Here is an 18,534-nt window from a genome sequence, read left to right as displayed (position 1 = left end):
AACTACCCCTTAGCTGCAGCGATAGATATTCTGTCTATGCCCGCTTCTTTAATTGCATCCATTACTTTAACAACTACACCATGTTTAGCGTCTTTGTCAGCTTGAATGATTACAACATCAGTTGGTTGCTCAGCCAATAATTTTTCAATATTGGCCGCTACGCGTTCAACATCAACACGACGCTTATCTAACCAAATTTCACCATTATCTTTAATTGCCACAAAGATATTAGCTGACTTTTGTTTCGATTGATTTGCCGCTTTAGGTTTATTAACTTCAATACCAGCTTCTTTAACAAAAGAAGTAGTTACGATAAAGAAAATCAGCATAATGAATACGATGTCAAGCATCGGTGTCATATCTATAACTGCTTCTTCGTCCTCACGAATACGTTTACGTGCCATTCGAATATCTCTCTAGTGATGAGGTAAACTGTCAACCAGTTTAGCCTTTGCTAGTTTAACTTTAGCGTCTAACCTTGAACTGAAAAACACCCCTGATAATGCTGCAACCATACCCGCCATTGTCGGAATTGTTGCCATTGATATACCAGACGCCATCAGACGCGGATTACCAGTACCTTGTTGTGCCATTACTTCAAACACACCGATCATGCCGGTTACGGTACCAAGTAAACCAATTAGTGGACACATTGCCACCAAGGTTCTAATTGTGAGCATACGTTGCTCTAGTAGTTCTGTCGCTTCGGAGATCCAAGTATCTCTAATTCGATGTGCATACCAAGAAGTAGTATCTTCTCTTGCATCCCAACGTCCGACAATATCGTCTTTCATTTTAGGATAGATTTTAGATAGGAACCAATAACGCTCTATCATCATTATCCACATCAATAAGAGTGCGAAGGCAACAACGTACAATACGTTACCGCCAGTCGCAATAAAACTCCTGACAGATTCCCAAAGCTCTATCAGGAATAACATTATTTAGACTCCTTCTCTGCAATAGCAGCGATCAAGCCAGCACTTTGCTCGTCTAGCTTTTGCAATACAGATTTACTTTTACCAGCAACAACACTGTGGATTAAGATTAATGGCAATGCACAAATCAAACCTAGGGCAGTTGTTACAAGTGCTAGAGAGATGTTACCCGCCATAATTTTCGGGTCACCTGTACCGTATAATGTAATCGTTTGGAACGTCATAATCATACCGATTACTGTACCTAATAGACCCATTAGTGGTGCAATTGCAGCGAACATTTTGATTAAGTTAATACCACGGTCAACTTTAGGTGTTTCGCGTAATATAGCTTCGTCAAGTTTAAGTTCAAGTGTTTCCGCATCAACAGCTTTGTTGTCAAAGTAAACTTTTAACAAGCGACCCAGTGGGTTATTGTCGTTTGGCTGTTCAAGATTCTTCTCTTGAGCGCGGATTTTAGAACTCATGCTGCCAAGAACAATCATACGCTCTAAAGCAATAAGAAGACCAAAGAATAGTAATACAGTGATGGCATAGCCTACTTCTTTACCTTCATGGTAGAATTCCATCAATGTTTTCTTACGCGTTTCAAGCGTTAAGATAGCACCACGAGATGGATCAACATAAAGAGGTGAGAAACCAGCAGTTTCACCAAAGAAAGAAATCGCAGTATCAGTGATATAACCAGCAGGTTGCTTAGCTAGTGGCTGTACTTGACCAACTTCATCATTATAGTTTAAGTAACCGTTTTCAGATACTAAGTTGAAAGTACCAACACGTGTTACTGATTCAGTAGACTTTGAACCATCTAAGTTAGTTACTTCTGTAGTAAACTTAGATACTTCACCTGACTGAGTCATTTCAGTTTGCAGAGCAAACCATAATTCTTCAAGCTGCTCAAGTTCAGGGATAGCTTTTGAATTAGCAATCTTGTCTAACGTGTTACCACGACCTGGGTATTCAGCTGAAACAATTGACGTTACAATTGAACCATAAGCATTAGCTGCAGCGGCACGACTTACACCGAACATTTCACCTAAAGTACCTTGGGCATTGTCTAACTCTACAGATTTTTGCGCTAAAGTAATTTCATTAGCGGCATACTCTTTTGTCAAACGTTTGTTTCGTGCTTGTTGATTTGCTAGTTCTGTTTTAGCTGTGTTCAATAAAGATTGCTTGTCAGAACGCGCAGAAATAAATTCCGCTTCACGTTTTTTATCAATTTTAGCTTCAGAAATACGGTCATTTTTAACTTGTTTTAATAAGTCATCTAACTGATTAGCTGATGCTGAAGCTGCTACTGTCATTGAAGCAGCAAATAATACGAAATTAATAACTTTTTTCATTATTCTGCTCCTGCTGCAAATACGGGTAGTTTAGCTAGATCAAGTGGTAATTGCTTACGAGCCATACGAACGGCATCAGTCACTGGTTTCAAGTATTCGTCACCTAAAGCATCCCAACCACGTTTTTCATTATTCCAAACCCAAGAGTTTTTCATGTCAAGAGATTGAGCAACAAATGAAATACGACCCATATGAACAAAATCAACAGTGATCATACGATCACCTAAGTCAAGCTCACCTTGATACACACCGAATATGGTGCCGTAACTGGCTTCAATTTCGTATGCTTCAAGCACTAAACGAAACTGTTCAGATACTGATACATCTGAATCACCCATTACATCACGTAAACCAGCAATACGCTCTTTACGTGCATCAATGTTCATAGGAACATCAAGGTCAACAAACTTCTCTAATGTGTCAATCATTTTGTACATCAATGGTACAACGCCTTGCTTGGTTTTATCTATACCAGCAATTTGTTTTTGTAATGATTTAATATTAGCTTCTTGATCATCAACCATAAGTTGAACATGATCGTTATAACCGTTTAACACGTCAGCTTCATCGACTGTATTACGGTACTCAGCTAGTAGCTCTTGAGTTTGTCCGTAAATGTTGTCTATTTTGCTTTGTGATTGACTTGAAGCTTTAAAAATTTGAGCTTCTGCTTTTTGTAGATCTGTTAATGCATCTGCAGCAGCGAAGTTGCTTGCTGAAAATGCTAGTGCGCCAATTATCGTCGTTGCGATAAGGCTTTTCTTGCTTAATTTGGACATAGTTCCCAACCATTGCTATTGAATTTTGATAACAAACTTTATTGTTAACGCAAATTTAATAATCTGCCATTTAAAGTTTTATTATTCTAAAATAAAACTACGACAATATTCCCAGACGACAGCCTAACTGTCAACTAAGTACAATAAAAAGACCATTTATTTCGCTTTTAAAGAGTGAAGTAAATTTTTTTGTAACGATAATTTAACAATATATTCATTTAATGCAGAAAATTATTAATTTAATCGATGTTACAGAAGGCCTCATTATTGTAAAAATATGTGCTGTTCATGTTTTACTAACTCTTTCGTAGTAAGTCAAACTTTATTATCTAAATGCAGTTTAATTTTGCCATTTTGGTTTTTAAATGAACAAATATATAACATTATAAATATGCAAGCTATATGGCGTTCATCAACGCCTGCCCTAAATTATGCGAGTTAGGTCAGCTTATAATTTAATCACAAGTAAGACTGAGCCAACCAAAAGACTAGCAAATGCCTTAGATAATAAGCTGTCATAAAGTGGTATTAATTAGGTATTCTTTTTTACTATAAAAGTATATGACAATCTCCTAAAAATGCACAAGTTAAGCGATACAAAACTAGCAGTTTAATTAAACAACTTTTACTTTCCAACTATTTGAATAAACTATTTGTAATCGCCTAAAATAACGAGGCACTAATTGTTTCAATCCCAATTACGAATTTTAGTGAGGTAGTCATTTTTAAGACGTAATTACGCACTATTACAATCAAAAAAAAGCTTGCTTAACATCAAGAAATAGGTATTCAGGTAAGTTCGCTTAACCAAAATTCAAATTAGCTTGCTCATAACAGTATCCAGTCGAGTTGTTGAAATTGTTTAATACACTGAGAAAAGTATTCTATTAACTGATTATTGTCTAAGGATTGATCCTTCAGTTCTTGTCTAACCTGATCAAAAAGAACTTGTAGTGTCTTTTACCATCAATATTTTTAAATATTAAATAGTCTAACTGTGACGCGGATAGATCAAACTTAAATCCGCTGATATGTTTCATCAAAATAGATTTATTGGCGTTTGCCAACATAGCTTCTGCTAGTTGACTACCTAGATTTCATAAAGGTTCTCAGGAAAAAAGAATGGTAGATTGGACAACGTGGAAAAACTTACCTTTGTATCAACACCTACTGAGGCATAGTACTCATGATTTTTAAAAGCGCCCACTAGCAACTCAGCAATGCCGTGCTGCTCTTTTATCGGTCGCTGTTTAATCTCTTTAAGCAAGTTATTGTCGGTAATATATTGCTCTGGCCGGTAGGACGTTCTCAACTTACCATCATTGAGCTCTACAAACTGCAACCCCAACTGTTTTAGCAACTGATAAACTTCTAAAATGCTATAAGCACAGTATTGTTCATGCAACAATAAATGTACTAAGCCATTATCTTCACATTTAATATGATCAACGATAAATTTTTCATTATGGGAAAACCAATTAGTTTCTGGGATATTTTCCAATATTCTTTTAGTATTTGTCACCTATTAGGCAAATATTCTTCATCCGCGTTAATCATTCTCATTAACTGCTGCATTTGATAAACGCCAGTGCGTCCATATTTCCTTATACCATCAAACCCATTGCACCTGAGTCATTCAACAAATTTTTAAGTGAGTGTAGACCTAACAATTGCTCGTCTAAATGATGTAATACACCTGCTCAACCTATGTAGTAAAAATTACCTATATCCCAATAAATAAGAGTAGTGAGCCATGCAACCAGTTTATATTGGTCAAATTTCTGCCGTGTTATCTTTTAATTATTCCACTAAAAAATATCGGAATCTCCTGTTCCCGCTGCCAGCGACTAACACTCTTAATTGATTAAAATCACAGCCGCCTTTAAAGCAATAGAAATGGATCCAATTAAGGCCTTCAATACCTACTTCAACTAATCGACGGATTTCGTCAAACGGATCTCTATGAGCGTAGGCGTAACTTTCATATAAATCTCTACCTTTTTTAAATATTGCCTATTACGCTATGCTACCTTATTATTTAAGGATCAAAATAATCTTTGTTAATCATCTGGATAGAAAATTTCATATTATTTTGGATTTATATCATTTGTTACAAAATCATTATATACATATTTATAGTGAAAATTATAATTTAGGTTATCTTGCAAAGTACTAATAAAGAAATTTAATGAAACACGTACAACTTACTAATAATGCCGTTTGCAGCATTTGCTAAGATATAGTTTGTAAAATCAGGCTGTTTGGTTATCAGTTTAATAATTTAGTAGGTTACAAAGCAGTCGTTACTCATAAAATATAACAATGGAGCTCAAAATGTTAAAAAAAACAACACTAATTAGCATTACCATATTACTTGCCGCTTGTAGTTCAAGCCAGTCAGGCTATGCTGATAAATCTAAAGAAAATGATGATAAATATACCAAGATGGCAAATGATAAAAATATGGTATGTGAGTATAGAGCTACGACAGGAAGCCATAGAAAAAAACGCAGTTGTATGTCGAAAGAATTGGCTGACGAAGTAAGAAGAAGAAACCAAGAAGCGCTTAGATCACAAGAAAGTAAAGCCCAAACTAGCGCTGGTTCAACAATTTAGCGATTGAATAAGTGCTAGATTATAATTTACATAGTAATGTGATTGCTAAATAAAGCTTAAGTAGCTTCTGCAGAAAGCTAATCCTTAACTATTGAGTAGTTAGGGATATTTTATGCTTCAATGTGTCGATAGCATGGTTTGAAATAAGGTTGTTACAATTCGATGGAGAAGCACCTAAATAAGTAAAGAAAACCAACAAAGCTGAAATGCTATTCCATATACTTATACTCCCCGCGGATGTCAGCTTGACTCTTTTCGGTATCGCCCCTTATTCTTAATAAATTCAGTTTATAACATAGTTAGTTTATTTGTCTATTGGTTGATTGTTTATCGAAAATAAAAGAAAAACAGAAAGATAAATACCTTGGTTGTAGTATGTTCGGAGTGAACAGGACAGACTTATACCAATTGCATTAAATTACTGCTCAATTGCTGTGGTTTAAAATACCTAATAAAGAAAATAAAAAAGCCATTGAGTCGTTCTCAATGGCTTTTATGATTTTACTTAACTAAAACTAACTTAAAAAGCTAATCCTAAAGTTACGTAAACGTGACGACCTGACGTGTTATAAGTACGCGGGTCTGTATTATCGTTGAAGCCAGTATCTGCATACGGAGGATCTTCATCAAATATGTTATTCAGACCAATAGTTGCCGTCATGTTATCCATGAAGTAACTAAAGCGTGCATCATTAATAATTTGAGCATCAATAGTACGGAAGTCACCGTCAAATGGTTCATCTACTTCACCAATGTAACGAACTGACCATGCTGCAGACCAATCATCGCTTGTGTAGCGAACGTCAGCATTTGTTTTCCATTCAGGGAAGTTACCATCACCACTATTGCGGTAAAAATAACCCGCATTCTCAATTACATCACCATTGGCTTGTGTAATATCATATGTATCATAATAAGTCGTGTCAACGTTGTAAGTTATCGTGCCACCTTCAAGGTCTGTAGAGTAACGAATGTTAAAATCGTAACCAGATGAGTCAACACCACCAACGTTAGTTGTGCGGTCATCAATGTCAATTGAGTTACCGTAAAGTGTGCTATCAGCACCGAAACGTATAATTTTATCACAATGCTCGCCAGTTGCTGCACAGCTATCTAGAATTAACTGCTCACCTAACGTACTAATTGCACTCGTAATTTCGATATTCCAGTAATCTAAAGTTAATGACAAACCTTCTACGAAATCAGGGCTATATACAATACCAGCGGTAAAGATATCAGCTTCTTCTGGTTGTAAATCTTGACTACCACCACGCGTTGAAGATAATTGGTCACCAATGGGTTCGAAACCGGCAGCAGGAACACCATCAGCAATACAGAATGCTGTTGGGTTTGTGTTACAAGGATCAACTACTTCTGGACTGTTGTCTGAAGAACCAGCAAACAGGTCAGATGTAGATGGAGCACGGAATGCTGTTGATGATGTACCACGTACCATTAGTCCATCAAATGGAACCCAACGAACACCAATTTTGTGGTTAGTTGTATCACCAAATGTATTGTAGTCAGAGTAACGAACCGCTAAATCAACTTCTAATACTTCAGCGCCAACAACACCACTTAATAGTGGAACATTAGTTTCCAGGAATACTTCATCTACTTCGTAGCTACCTACCGTTGATGTACGCGATGAGCCAGATGTAATACCTAAAGCAATTAGCGCGTCAGGAAAATCAGCACCTTTTTCTTCACGATGTTCAACACCTAATGCGAAACCTACAGTACCAGCGGGTAATTCAAACGCATCACCAAAGATACTTGCAGACATGATTTGCTGTTCGTTAGAACCCACATCATGTGCTTCAAACAACATATAATCCATCATTTCTTGGCTAATTTCGCCATCTGTACCAGGAGTACCGAAGGTATTTAATGATACACAGCCCGCAATTGGAGCAGCTTCAGTACCACAAACTACATTACCAAGGTCATCCATAAAAGATGGACCAACAGCTGCGCTAACTTTTTCAAAGTTTACACCGCCAGCACCTTGTGTTGCTGAATCGTTACGACCAAAAATGTAACTTGCTTCCCAGCCCCAACCATTGTCAAATTCACCGTCCATACCAATCATAGCACGTACCGTTTCAACGCGGAATTGTGAATCACGTCCACCTGTTTCAACCATACGACGACGCCAATCAGCAATATCTACTGTATCGCCATTTTTGTCTTTTGGACCAAATTGTTGATTGTAGTAGTTGTCTGCAGAGTAAGTTGCATCACCCCAGCCAAAAAATGCTAATGGTGCTAATGGCAACGGTGCTAGTTTTGTTTTAGAAGTACGACGGTTAAAGCTTAATTCAGTAAATACACGAACAGTATCAGTGATTTCATAAGAGCCTGAAGCATAAATACCGTAACGCTCTTGTGGCGTTAAGTGATAGTTAGCTGGTGCGAAGTTGTAAGTATCTTTATCCCAATCCCAACAATCATAACCCGTAGCATTTGCTGGGTTAGAAGGATCAGATTGACCTGGACCATTTGCTGCGCCGTGAGTAAATGAGTTACAAGTACCTGTAGGTAAGTCAAATTGTTGGTTACCATCTGTATCTAAATCAGGGTTGCCATCTTCATCTAAACGAAGTTGAGTAAAGTTATCTGGGTTAGCTGAGTTTACACCGTTGTAACGTCCCCATGGTGGAGCCGAAGAGCCCCCTGGAATAAGTTCGCCATCTGCATTCATACCATAATCGAATTTAGACCAATCACGATCGCCAGACCATTGTGCGCCCTGCTGAACATAGTATGCATTTACAACAGCATTACCTTTATCGCTTGAAAAACCTATGGTTAAATCCATATTTTTGGTTTCGCCATCCCACTCTTCAGTGCCGATATCATAACCTGCATTGAATTCGAAGCCTTCAAAGTCATCACGAGTGATAATGTTTACAACACCACCGATAGCATCAGATCCATAGATAGCTGACGCGCCATCTTTTAAAACTTCAACACGTTTTACAATGGCAGTTGGGATAGTACTTAAATCAACTGAACTGTTTGCACCAGTACCAGAGGCAACCATACGGCGGCCATTTAAAAGTACCAATGTACGAGGAGAACCTAAACCACGTAATGAAACACGAATGGCACCTGAACCACCGTTATTGATCGCGGTGTTAGTTGCGGCACCAGCTACAGATGGAATTTCTCGTAAGATATCACCCATATTAGTGATACCTGATGCAACAAGGTCTTGGCGAGTGATAACTTGGACAGGATTTGCACCTTCCATATCAGCACGCTTAATACGAGAACCTGTTACTTCAATACGCTCTACACTTTCAGCTGATTCATCTTCTGCTGAAAATGCAGGTGCTGAAATTGCAGCAGCTGCGCCTGCGCCAAACATCATGGCGACGCGTACTGCTTTAGCTATTTTGCTATTGTTATACATAAATACTCCCTGGACCACTTTCGTGATTCTAGTGTTTAAATTCAAGACTATATTGCCTTGTTGAATTATTTTTGGTCAGATACCTGACCTAACGGTTAAGATATTAAACTTAATATTGTTAACAGGTCAACACAAACAGTTACATTTGAATTACTTTAATCAGAAGCAGCAGTCCAATTAAAAAAAAACATATTATAAACAATTAGATAAATAATATTATTTTAAATGAAAACTTACTAAAATAAACATCAACAGATCGCAGTAGCCTGGTTCGCTATAAAAATAATGCCAAATTCGACAGCATATTAAATTTTAATAATTTTGTTAAGAGGGCCAACATTTAAAAGAATAATATTTTGGAAGGTATAAAAGAATAAAAAAACATGTCTATGCAGATAACTTAGGATGGAACAATAGCGTATATATAAACACAATGTGTAGCTAGCCATTACCCTGAATATGCCAGAAGCCATATTTTTAGCTTGGCAGAAACAGTTTAATACCGAAGACGATTGCTTGAAATACTTACAACAAATAAAATAGCCAGATAGTTTTATTTGTCCTCGTTGTGGTAATGCCCATCACTATGCAATAACAAATCGCCATTTATACGAATGTACGCAATGTAAAAAGCAAACATCCGTCATGGCGGGAACACTTTTTCATGACAGTAAAATCACCTTGATTCAGTGGTTTTTTGTTATCTATTTTCTTGGCTCAGAAAAGGGAAGTAAATTAATAAAAATCAATTGGCGCAACGCTAGACTTATTGTAAATAAACTTAGAAAGGCTATAGGGTATAGAGCATAGTTTGTATCAATTAAGTGGCACAATAGAGCTAGATGCTGCGCTAGTTGGTGGCAGACAAAAAGGCAAGTGTGGTCGTGGCGCAGCAGGAAGAAATAATGTGTTATCACCTGTGAAAGCAAAGATAAAAAAACAGGATTTATTGCTATGGCAGTAGTCGATAGTATTTGTTATTTTAGTGTAGACAAATTTGTCAAAAAGCACTTAAAGCTAAGTCAAAAAGTTCATTCAGATGCATTGCCCGCATTGAATATTATTGACCAAACACAAGACCACGAAGCCAAAGTAACACCAAGTCATTTGGTTGATGAATGGTTACCGAGGGCATACATCGCCATCGGTAATTTAAAAACGTTTTTGTTAGGTAGATTCCATGGTGTATCAGGGAAATACCTGCAAGAATACCTAGATGAGTTAAGTTATCGCTTTAATCATCGATTTATCGAAAAATAGATTCCTAATCGTTTGTTAAAGTTGGCAATAATTTATTCACCTATTAAATCGTCCTGAGCCAAGTGCATAGGCATTTTTATCTATTGGTTGATTGATTATCTAAAATAAAAGAAAAACAGAAAGGTAAATATCTTGGTTGTAGTGTGCTCAGATTGAACAGGACAGACTTATACCAATTGCATTAAATTACTGCCCAATTACTGCTGTTTAAAATACCTAATAAAGAAAATAAAAAAGCCATTGAGTCGTTCTCAATGGCTTTTATGATTTTACTTAACTAAAACTAACTTAAAAAGCTAATCCTAAAGTTACGTAAACATGACGACCTGACGTGTTATAAGTACGAGGGTCTGTATTATCGTTAAAACCAGTATCTGCATACGGAGGATCTTCATCAAATATGTTATTCAGACCAATAGATGCGGTCATGTTATCCATGAAGTAGCTAAAGCGAGCATCATTAATGATTTGCTTATCAATCGTACGGAATCCTTCACCAAACGTCTCTTTAACATCACCTATATAACGAACTGACCAAGCTGCAGACCAATCATCGCTTGTATATCGAACATCAGCATTAGTTTTCCACTTAGGAAAGTTACCATCACCACTATTACGGTAGAAGTAACCAGCATTTTCAATTACGGCGCCATTGGCTTGTGTAATATCATATGTATCATAGTAAGTCGTGTCTACGTTGAAAGTTATTGTACCGCCTTCAAGGTCTGTAGAGTAACGAACGTTAAAGTCGTAACCTGATGAGTCAACACCACCAACGTTTGTTGTACGGTCATCAATATCAATTGAGTTACCGTAAAGTGGGCTATCAACGCCGAAACGAGTGATTTTGTCACAATATTCGCCACTTTTTGCACAACTTGTAAGAATTAACTGCTCACCTAACGTACTAATTGCACTAGTAATCTTGATGTCCCAGTAATCTAACGTTAGTGATAAATCTTCAGCAAAATCAGGACTATACACAACACCAGCGGTAAAAATATCAGCTTCTTCAGGTTGAAGATCTTGATTACCACCACGCGTTGAAGATAATTGGTCACCAATTGGCACAAAACCAGCGGCAGGAACACCGTTAGCAATACAGAATGCTGTTGGGTTAGTAAAACATGGGTCTACGACTTCTGGACTGTTGTCTGAAGAACCAGCGAACAAATCAGATGTAGAAGGAGCTCGGAATGCTGTTGAAGATGTACCACGTACCATTAGACCATCGAATGGAACCCAACGAACACCAATTTTGTGGTTAGTAGTATCACCAAACGTATTGTAGTCAGAGTAACGAACCGCTAAATCAACTTCTAATATTTCAGCGCCAACAACACCATTTAATAGTGGAACATTGGTTTCAAGGAATACTTCATCTACTTCGTAGCTACCTTCTGTTGATGTACGCGATGAACCCGACGTGATACCTAAAGCGATAAGCGCGTCAGGATAATCTGCACCTTTTTCTTCACGATGTTCAATACCAGCGGCAAAACCAACAGTACCTGCTGGTAATTCAAATGCATCACCAAAAATACTTGCTGACATAATTTGCTGTTCATTAGAGCCAAGATCATGTGCTTCAAAAGTAATATAATCTAACATTTCTTGAGAAACTTCACTGTCTGTACCTGGAACACCAAAAACATTCAACGATACACAACCGGCAATTGGCGCATCTACCGTGCCACAAATTACACTTCCAGTATCATCTAAAAATGACGGGCCTACCGCTAATGCTACTTTCTCAAAGTTTACACCACCTTGTGCGGAGGTTGCAGAGTCATTTGAACCAAAGATGTAGCTAGCTTCCCAGCCCCAGCCATTATCAAATTCGCCATCAATGCCAAACATTGCACGTACAGTTTCAATACGGTAGGTAGAATCACGACCGCCAGTTTCAACCATACGTCGACGCCAATCAGCTATATCTTGACTTTCGCCTGCACCATTTTTTGGACCTACAGTCTGGTTGTAGTAGTTATCGGCAGTGTAAGGAGCAGAATAACCAAAGAATGCTAATGGAGCTAAAGGTAATGGTGCTAATTTAATATCTGATGTACGACGGTTAAAGCTTAACTCCGTAAATACGCGAACACTATCATTAAGTTCATATGAACCCGATGCAAAAACACCGTAGCGCTCTGCAGGTGTTAAATGATAATTTGCTGGTGCGAAATTGTATAAATCGGTACCACCAAAACAGTCATAACCGGCAGTACGGTGATCTGATGGATCAGATTGACCTGGTCCATTAGCTGCACCATGAGTGAAATCTGTACAGCCGTCAGCGTCTTCATCAAAACCACGGAAACGACCCCATGGTGTAGCTGAAGAGCCACCTGGTGTTAATGAACCATCATCTTCCATACCATAATCGAATTTAGACCAATCACGATCTCCAGACCATTGTGCGCCCTGCTGAACATAGTATGCGTTTACAACCGCATTACCTTTATCACCAGAAAAGCCAATAGTTAAATCGATATTCTTGGTTTCGCCATCTGACTCTTCAGTGCCGATATCGTAACCCGCATTGAATTCGAAGCCTTCAAAGTCATCACGCGTAATAATGTTTACAACACCACCAATCGCATCCGAACCATAGATAGCTGACGCGCCATCTTTTAAAACTTCAACACGCTTAACAATCGCAGTAGGAATAGTACTTAAATCAACTGAACTGTCTGCACCAGTACCTGAAGCTACCATACGGCGACCGTTTAGAAGAACTAGAGTACGTTCAGAGCCTAAACCACGTAATGATACGCGAATAGCACCTGAACCACCGTTATTGATCGCTGTGTTAGTTCCCGCACCAGCTACCGATGGAATTTCTTGCAAGATATCACCCATATTAGAAATACCTGATGCAACAAGGTCTTGGCGAGTGATAACTTGGACAGGATTTGCACCTTCCATATCAGCACGCTTAATGCGAGAACCTGTTACTTCAATGCGCTCTACGCTTTCAGCTGATTCATCTTCAGCTGCAAATGCAGGTGCTGAAATTGCTGCAGCTGCACCGGCACTAAACATCATGGCGATGCGCACTGCTTTAGCGACTTTGCTATTGTTATACATAAATACTCCCTGGACCACTTTCGTGATATTAGTGTTTAAATTCAAGGCTATTTTGCCTATTTTTGAATTGTTTTTGGTCTTTTGGTTACAGACCTAATTTGCTCTTTTGGGTCGTAAACCTGATATGTCAGCTAAGACATCGAACCCAATATTGTAATAATTAAGTTAACAGGTCAATGCAATATTGTTGCAATTTAGTTGCCAGGTCAATACAAACGGTTACGTTTATTGACTTTAGATTAGGTCAACAACTAAACACAGCAAAATACCTGAACAATACTGACTAAAAACAATAAAATGTCATCCCGAGTGAAACTTACATAAATAAACACTAATACATCACAACAACCTAGTTCCATATGAAAATTAAACTATATAAAACAATGGATAAAGTTAAATGATAATATAAACTGAAGAACTGCATTTAAAAAATAAAATCTTTTGGACGATATAAAAGAATAACCAGTTAATTAAGATAAACTAATAATTACAATCACTTAATAAAAAAATAATTACTGTAAACAAAATGAAACGTTTTGCTATTTTTTTATTGGGATTTATTTTGTAACTGAGCTCAAGCAATACTGAAGCACTATTGTATTACTAGTTATAACTAGGTGGAATATTCGTATTTAAGGTTATAACAGCGCCTAAATTATTAGTACCACAACTCATTAACCGCATATGCAAAATCTCTAAGTTAGGTTTGATTAGTACACATTATTGAAAACTAATTTCACACGTGAAAAATTGAAAAATAAAGGGCAATCAAATCAAGCTTTCACTGTGGTATAGTTAGCGCTAAATTTTATACGCAATAAATCCTATGATTATTGATCCCGTCCTAGACATGAGTTTATGGATAACCTTATGTAGTGTCGGCTTTGTTGCAGGGCTAATTGATGCAATCGCCGGTGGCGGCGGAATGCTAACAGTTCCAACATTACTAACGTCAGGCTTGCCACCACATGTTGCCTTGGGCACCAACAAACTTGCTGCGTCTTTTGGTTCATTCACCGCATCATTTGCCTTCTATCGTAAAAGACTTTTTAGCCCTAGATATTGGCGATTTGCTATTATTGCTACCGCCATTGGTGCTGTTTTAGGCACCATAATGGTTAATTTTTTATCCGTCGAATTTTTAGATAAGTACATCCCGGTACTCATAGTGATGACCGCGATATATACCTTAATTTCAAGTTCAGTCACTAGTGACATACATGGTTTGCCGTTAAAAACCATGTCGATTAAATTTAAGCAAGTTGTACAAGGCTTAATACTAGGATTTTATGATGGTTTTGCAGGCCCGGGTACAGGGGCATTTTGGGTCAGCTCGTCTAATGCAATATATAAGATCGATATTCTTTTAAGCTCTGGCTTAGCCCGCTCCACCAATTTTGTCAGTAACTTTTTTAGCTTATTAACCTTTATCTATCTTGGCCATGTTAACTTTGTCTTAGGCATTTCTATGGGAATATTTATGATGCTAGGTGCGTGGGTAGGCGCTCATTGGGCGATTAAATTTGGTAGTAAGTTTATCCGCCCAGTATTTATTACTGTGGTCATTTTAATGTCTGTTAACTTGGGCTACCAAGCCTGGCTGAGCTAAGAAAGGTTACTTATGCAAAGTGCAATTAATAAAATTCACGCCATTCTTGATCAACTTAACGAGCAAGCTCTGCAAGTTGATCAACAAAATAAGCAGTCTAAATCGCATAAAATAATTCAAGAAAATGATATTTTTTCTGAAGCATTATTCCTCACCCATAGCGATCAGTTCCACCCTTATATTGTTGAAGTAAAAAATAAAACTAATGAATTGTCTCGATTACTATCAGCTAACAAGAATGCACTTGCACACAGCCGTTTACTGATATTAGAACAGCAAATATCGGCGTTGCGTAACGCATTGAATTCAAATAGTGCGCTACATAAAGAGCCAACTCAAAGGCTTGTTGCCATAAAAGCCCGTCGTTATAAAAAAGCGGCTCAAGCGGTAATGCAATCGAGTCACAACTTACATAAAAAGCTTAATGAAACCTTTGAGTTTGAACGCCGATTAGTAGAAATGATCCAAGTGCGTGAACGACAAGGCCACAACACATCAGCGACACAAGCAAAGCAATTTACCGAAGAAATTCTTGCGCTACACCAACGCCTTGGTCGGTGTCGTCAAGCCATATCTAAATTAGAGCGTGAAATAGCCCAAGCTGAAAAATTTTAACTAACAGCTTACTGCCATTAACTTTTTTGATAAAAATCAATCTAAAGGCATAAAAAGTTGGTGTTTTCATTACACTAGCATTACGCTTGAAAATATAGTTATTAAATTAAGTGACGCCGACATGAAAATTTCTGATGATATTCACAACTACTATGAAAAATTAGTGGATCAGCACTTTGCTACGTTAAAATTAGAAGAAAGCTATGATGCTGAGTTTATAGCCGATTTAGTTTGCGTGGTGTTAAACCAATTACCCACCCGCTATATCCGCCATGAAGTTGATATGGCCTTTTATTTACCCGCATCTGAGCGTTTTGAAATGGAAAGCGATGTCAAAGTAGCGGTAGCAAAAGCATTAGAATTTATGAAAGAACATACTTAGTTTGTTAATGAATAACTGATAAAATTCGACCAAGTCAGGGCGAGATCTAAAAACTAAACAATTAAATCAACTTGGTAAAGCCTTTGAATATTCCAGAGCTTCCTAATAATCATGCCTTAGCAGTTTTATTGATAACGGTATTGGCATTGTATTTATTTCGTCGAGAAGATACTCCCTTAGAAACCTCCTCACTTGCTGTTATAGCAATTTTAAGTGTGATGTTTGCTGTTTTTCCATTTTATAGCGATGGCAAACACTTTGAGCCAAGCTCCTTGTTCTTTGGTTTTGGTCATGAGGCTTTGGTTACTGTTTGTTCCTTGATGATTATTGGTCATGGCATTGTGCGCACGGGAGCCTTGGAGCCTATTGGCCGATACCTGGCCAAGTTGTGGAAAATAAGCCCCACACTATCTTTATTGATCACACTTATTTTAGCAGGCGGGTTAAGTGCCTTTATTAACAATACCCCTGTGGTAGTTTTATTACTGCCTATTTTGATCAGCGTGTCGTTACGCACTAAAACAGACTCATCACCCATGTTGTTACCTATGGGGTTAGCCACCTTAGTCGGCGGAATGGCAACAACGATAGGCACCTCAACAAACCTTCTGGTGGTTAGTATTGCAAAAAATATGGGCGCAGCTGAATTTGGGCTATTTGACTTTGCTAAACCGGCACTGATGGCTTCAGTCGTTGCTGTACTCTACTTATGGCTAATTGCGCCAAGACTTTTACCCCGTAGAGCACCATCAATGCCTGATACGTCGCCACGTATATTTAGTGCTTACCTCAATATAAACGAAAACAGTCTTGTTAACGAAAAAACCATCACCGAAATAATTGCCTTAACTGATGGCCAAATAAAAATTGAGAGTATCCAGCGAGGGCCCGAAAATAGAAATATTATCCCTTTACCTGATACTTTGCTTGTTGTTGGGGACCGATTAAAGGTTCATGACTACCCCGATCGTCTAAAAGAATATGAAACAGTATTAGGAGCCACTTTATTTTCTGGCTTGCATAAAGTTGACGACGAGCATCCATTAAAAGCTGAAAAACAAACCTTGGCTGAAATTGTCATCATCGCTGGCTCTGGTCTTGAAGGTCGCACCTTACAACAGGCCAATTTCATTCGTAAACATGCCATAACGGTAGTGGCATTGCACAGAGCAGGTAAAGCCATGGAAATTGGTGCTAATGGCATAGGAAACAGTCGCTTGCAGATTGGTGATGTATTACTTGTGCAAGGAGAAACCGAGCAAATAAGTTTATTAAAATCCAAACCCGGTCTGTTAATAATCGATGGGGCAGAATCGTTGCCACAAACAAAAAAAGCCCCATTGGCTTTAGGCACATTACTCGCCGTGGTTGTTTCGTCGGCACTGGGTATTTTACCCATTGAAATTAGTTCAGTATGTGGGGTCCTGATACTGTTGGTGACTAAATGCTTAGATTGGCAAGAAGCTGCATCTGCGCTTAGTACCCAAGTTATTTTAATTGTTGCCGCCTCTTTAGCTTTAGGCTCTGCAATGATGATAACCGGAGGCGCAGAATATATAGCCCAGGTTTTTGTCGCCTTATCTTTTGGTTTACCACCAGGCGGAATTTTAGCCGCGTTAATGTTGTTATTAGCCATATTAACTAATATTGTTTCTAACAATGCTGCAGCCGTTATTGGTACACCTATTGCTATTTCCGTGGCTAGCCAATTAAACCTTTCACCTGAGCCATTTATCTTAGCGGTATTATTCGGTGCTAACTTGAGCTATGCCACACCTATGGCTTATAAAACTAACTTATTGGTGATGAATGCCGGTGGCTATAAATTTTCTGACTTTATGCGTATTGGTATTCCGCTGATTCTACTGATGTGGGTAACACTCTCTCTGTTATTAAATTGGTTGTATTTATAATCTTGGTGATGATGAGGGTTAAGCATAAGTTTATGCCAAGTTGCCATTTTATTGATATTTTTCCTCACAAGGTAACTTTATCACCCTATTTACCTTTACCCAGAATACCCTTAATTGCGGCTAAAATTTCTTCTGATTGGCTGGAAAAATATAAAAGCTATCTCCCTCGACACTAAGCGCCTAGTGAGTTCCAAAAAAGGTTAATAGCGATTGTCATCACAACTATCGTTAAACTAAAGATAAATAATTGATAAGAGGTTTTAGTAACTAGCATGTTAGCTAAAAGTGATCAGCATCGATGTTATTCAGTGATGGGGCTCAGTGGTAATGTACAAACATTATCACTGGCTGTATTTAAAATATAAGTCAACCTTGCTATTTTATTCTTTACAAAACGTATAACGCAGATGTTGTTACCGGTATAGACTCATCGATAAACTAAGGGTTTGAGCTATTATTTTTCGCTAAAACGTCATCATGTAAATATTTTTTCTGTTTTTACTCATGTTTTCACTCATATAGTGCTGGCTTAACTTTTATAACTTTAACTACTGCTATCGTTACCTAG

The 18,534-nt window shown here is 37.9% G+C and carries 12 protein-coding genes and 1 pseudogene; 6 read left to right on the top strand and 7 right to left on the bottom strand.

Features of this window, described 5'->3' with window-relative positions; genetic code table 11:
- Nucleotides 1-2 precede the first annotated feature (2 nt).
- The 5 genes from H4J41_RS06810 to H4J41_RS06790 all read right to left on the bottom strand — a co-directional run bounded on the left by H4J41_RS06810 (nt 3) and on the right by H4J41_RS06790 (nt 4,585).
- Nucleotides 3-404, bottom strand: a complete 402-nt coding sequence (locus tag H4J41_RS06810) for a biopolymer transporter ExbD (protein ID WP_081149207.1) — start codon at nt 402-404, stop codon at nt 3-5.
- A 12-nt stretch (nt 405-416) separates the two neighbouring features.
- Nucleotides 417-941, bottom strand: coding sequence for a MotA/TolQ/ExbB proton channel family protein (locus H4J41_RS06805; protein WP_182136962.1), 525 nt, complete (start codon nt 939-941; stop codon nt 417-419).
- Nucleotides 941-2,284: a MotA/TolQ/ExbB proton channel family protein gene (locus tag H4J41_RS06800; RefSeq protein ID WP_182136963.1), complete on the bottom strand. Its 1,344-nt coding sequence runs from the start codon at nt 2,282-2,284 to the stop codon at nt 941-943. Before H4J41_RS06800 ends, H4J41_RS06805 begins: the two co-directional genes overlap by 1 nt.
- A complete protein-coding gene (locus H4J41_RS06795; RefSeq protein ID WP_182136964.1) occupies nt 2,284-3,063 on the bottom strand; it encodes a DUF3450 domain-containing protein in 780 nt (259 codons plus the stop codon). Before H4J41_RS06795 ends, H4J41_RS06800 begins: the two co-directional genes overlap by 1 nt.
- Before the next feature lie 1,090 nt (nt 3,064-4,153).
- Nucleotides 4,154-4,585 (bottom strand): hypothetical protein, encoded by a 432-nt coding sequence (locus H4J41_RS06790; RefSeq protein ID WP_182136965.1) that lies wholly within the window; start codon nt 4,583-4,585, stop codon nt 4,154-4,156.
- An 812-nt stretch (nt 4,586-5,397) separates the two neighbouring features.
- On the opposite strand from H4J41_RS06790, the gene H4J41_RS06785 reads away from it, so the two are divergent.
- Entirely contained in the window at nt 5,398-5,679 is a 282-nt protein-coding gene (locus tag H4J41_RS06785) for a hypothetical protein (RefSeq protein WP_182136966.1), read from the top strand.
- 520 nt (nt 5,680-6,199) lie between these two features.
- Here H4J41_RS06785 and H4J41_RS06780 read toward each other — a convergent pair.
- A complete protein-coding gene (locus H4J41_RS06780; protein WP_182136967.1) occupies nt 6,200-9,097 on the bottom strand; it encodes a TonB-dependent receptor domain-containing protein in 2,898 nt (965 codons plus the stop codon).
- Nucleotides 9,098-9,550: 453 nt separating this feature from the next.
- Between H4J41_RS06780 and H4J41_RS06775 the strand changes: the two are divergent.
- Nucleotides 9,551-10,357 (top strand): annotated as a pseudogene (locus H4J41_RS06775) (IS1595 family transposase).
- 288 nt (nt 10,358-10,645) lie between these two features.
- On the opposite strand, the gene H4J41_RS06770 reads toward H4J41_RS06775, so the two are convergent.
- On the bottom strand, nt 10,646-13,447 hold the full coding sequence (locus H4J41_RS06770; protein ID WP_182136968.1) for a TonB-dependent receptor: 2,802 nt from the start codon (nt 13,445-13,447) through the stop codon (nt 10,646-10,648).
- 829 nt (nt 13,448-14,276) lie between these two features.
- Between H4J41_RS06770 and H4J41_RS06765 the strand changes: the two genes are divergently transcribed.
- From H4J41_RS06765 to H4J41_RS06750, 4 genes are all read left to right on the top strand, one after another.
- Nucleotides 14,277-15,056 (top strand): TSUP family transporter, encoded by a 780-nt coding sequence (locus H4J41_RS06765; protein ID WP_182137032.1) that lies wholly within the window; start codon nt 14,277-14,279, stop codon nt 15,054-15,056.
- A 12-nt stretch (nt 15,057-15,068) separates the two neighbouring features.
- Complete coding sequence (priC, locus tag H4J41_RS06760; RefSeq protein WP_182136969.1) at nt 15,069-15,671, top strand: primosomal replication protein PriC; 603 nt, start codon at nt 15,069-15,071, stop codon at nt 15,669-15,671.
- Nucleotides 15,672-15,792: 121 nt separating this feature from the next.
- Complete coding sequence (locus tag H4J41_RS06755) at nt 15,793-16,053, top strand: late competence development ComFB family protein (RefSeq protein ID WP_182136970.1); 261 nt, start codon at nt 15,793-15,795, stop codon at nt 16,051-16,053.
- An 83-nt stretch (nt 16,054-16,136) separates the two neighbouring features.
- The gene (locus H4J41_RS06750) at nt 16,137-17,966 is read left to right on the top strand and encodes an SLC13 family permease (RefSeq protein ID WP_182136971.1); all 1,830 of its coding nucleotides are present in this window, start codon (nt 16,137-16,139) and stop codon (nt 17,964-17,966) included.
- Nucleotides 17,967-18,534: the final 568 nt, after the last annotated feature.

It is taken from the genome of Colwellia sp. MB3u-45, from assembly GCF_014077005.1.
In the GTDB taxonomy this organism is placed as follows: Bacteria; Pseudomonadota; Gammaproteobacteria; order Enterobacterales; family Alteromonadaceae; genus Cognaticolwellia.
This window is presented reverse-complemented; position numbering and strand designations above follow the sequence as displayed.